We start from the raw sequence: 1,730 nt of genomic DNA, 5'->3' as shown, positions 1-1,730 counted from the left end.
AGCCCTTGTTACCTCATTTTGAAGTCGTTTTGGGGTAGATAACTTGATTTTTTTATTTTCCAACCAGATAGCTCCATATCCTGATTTAATATCGTTTAACAAAGAAATACATTCAATCATTCTAAAAATCTTTAGGCTTTGCTTAAATTTCCCAATCCACATTATCAGCATCCATTTGGCTGAACTCAGTATTGTTAAGAAGTTTTTTTATCGTCTTATACTTAAACATTTCTGAAATTTTAATCTCATAATCAAGTACTTTATTCATTTCATGTAATGCCCTTATGGCAGTTATAGAATTTCCGCCAATTCTAAAAAAGTCATCAGTAATCCCTATGTTTTCAACCTTAAGATGATGCTTCCAAATATTACATATTTCGCTTTCTATCACATTTGAAGGAGGTACAAATTCATGAGTTTTTAAGTGAGCTTTTGGTAACTTTTTGTATTCGATTTTTCCGTTATGTGAAAGGGGTATTTCCTCAATAGGCATAAAGATCTCAGGCAACATATAAACTGGTAAGTATTTTTCAAGACATTTATGCATAACGGATGTGAAGGAGGTTTCTATCGGGCGTGACTCTGATGATATTTTTTGGGTATTAGATATAGAGCCAATGGCCATACAATAATTAACTTTATCATAGGGAAGAGTGCCCAAAGAGCAACTTCCAATATTTTCCACAAGTAGGTTTTCGGTCATTTTTTGGGCTAGGTAGCCTGATTTTATTAAATCTTCAGGTTTACTGGATCCTTTAAACACAACTAATCCATCAGCCACATCTAGTATGCTATATATCTCAGAAGTCCTGAAGAAAACGTTCTCATTGGACAAATTGAAGCTTTTACCATCTTCATCATGAAACCCATTTCCAGTATTTTTAAGAAAATCAAAATCAGTAATACTATGAGCCTCATATAAGCCAGAAGAGGTTGAAGATGATTTATTACTTGAATAATAGGGGCTGATTGAAATCTTAATGAGATTGCGATAATCACCTTGAACATCATTCAAAATATTTATCTCTGCTTTTAGCTGTAAGTCTTCAACCTTGTCTTTGATTAACAATACCATATGCCCCAATTCTAGCCAAGCTAGTCTTAAAGCGGTTTCACTTTCATACAAGAGTTCTATTGCAGGGGTATATAGTTTAAAACATAATTCGATTTGGTCAGGTTTTCCAGCATTATTTGATTCCGCGTTTTGTTTTGGCAGCTTTGACCTATCTTCGACTTTAGCAAGAAAATGGGAAACCGGCTCATAATAGTAATCACCCTGTAATACTTCTTTATCATTTAGTGTTTTAGGTATGGTGACATAACATTGAATTGGATAAGCACTACCACCCGATGGGTATAAATATTTTGGTAATATTCTATCGTTCAATTTTATGGCACTTATTGTACCCAGCAGCTCCTGAAGTTGTATCCATTTGATTTCATTAATTCCTGTGTTATTATCTAAGTTTGGAATATTCAATAATTCAGAATTGGATTTTTTCCTAATTGAGTTAAACAAATCATGCTTTGTTATCGAAAGGCTTTTTGAGCTAAACTGACGGTAACTTTTTCTAGATAGATATCTGTTCTTATCTAATGCTAAATCAGTTAAATAATAGGAAGCCGTCAAATCCTTTCTTATTCCATGTTGTTTTAGTTTAAATGCTTCTCTGGAGTTTTTATCCTTTAACAATTCATGCTTACTTTTTGAATCAGAAAAGCCTTTTGTT

General features: G+C 33.0%; 1 protein-coding gene. It reads right to left on the bottom strand.

What is annotated here, in order from left to right:
• Nucleotides 1–142 precede the first annotated feature (142 nt).
• Nucleotides 143–1,730, bottom strand: a 1,588-nt coding sequence (locus tag AACM45_RS20220) for a phosphopantetheine-binding protein (protein ID WP_339145017.1), incomplete at its 5' end; no start/stop codon positions are given.

Source organism: Croceitalea sp. MTPC5, from assembly GCF_036985505.1.
Taxonomy (GTDB): Bacteria; Bacteroidota; Bacteroidia; order Flavobacteriales; family Flavobacteriaceae; genus Croceitalea.
The sequence above is the reverse complement of the archived record's forward strand: the minus strand, read 5'-3'. Positions and strand labels throughout refer to the sequence as shown.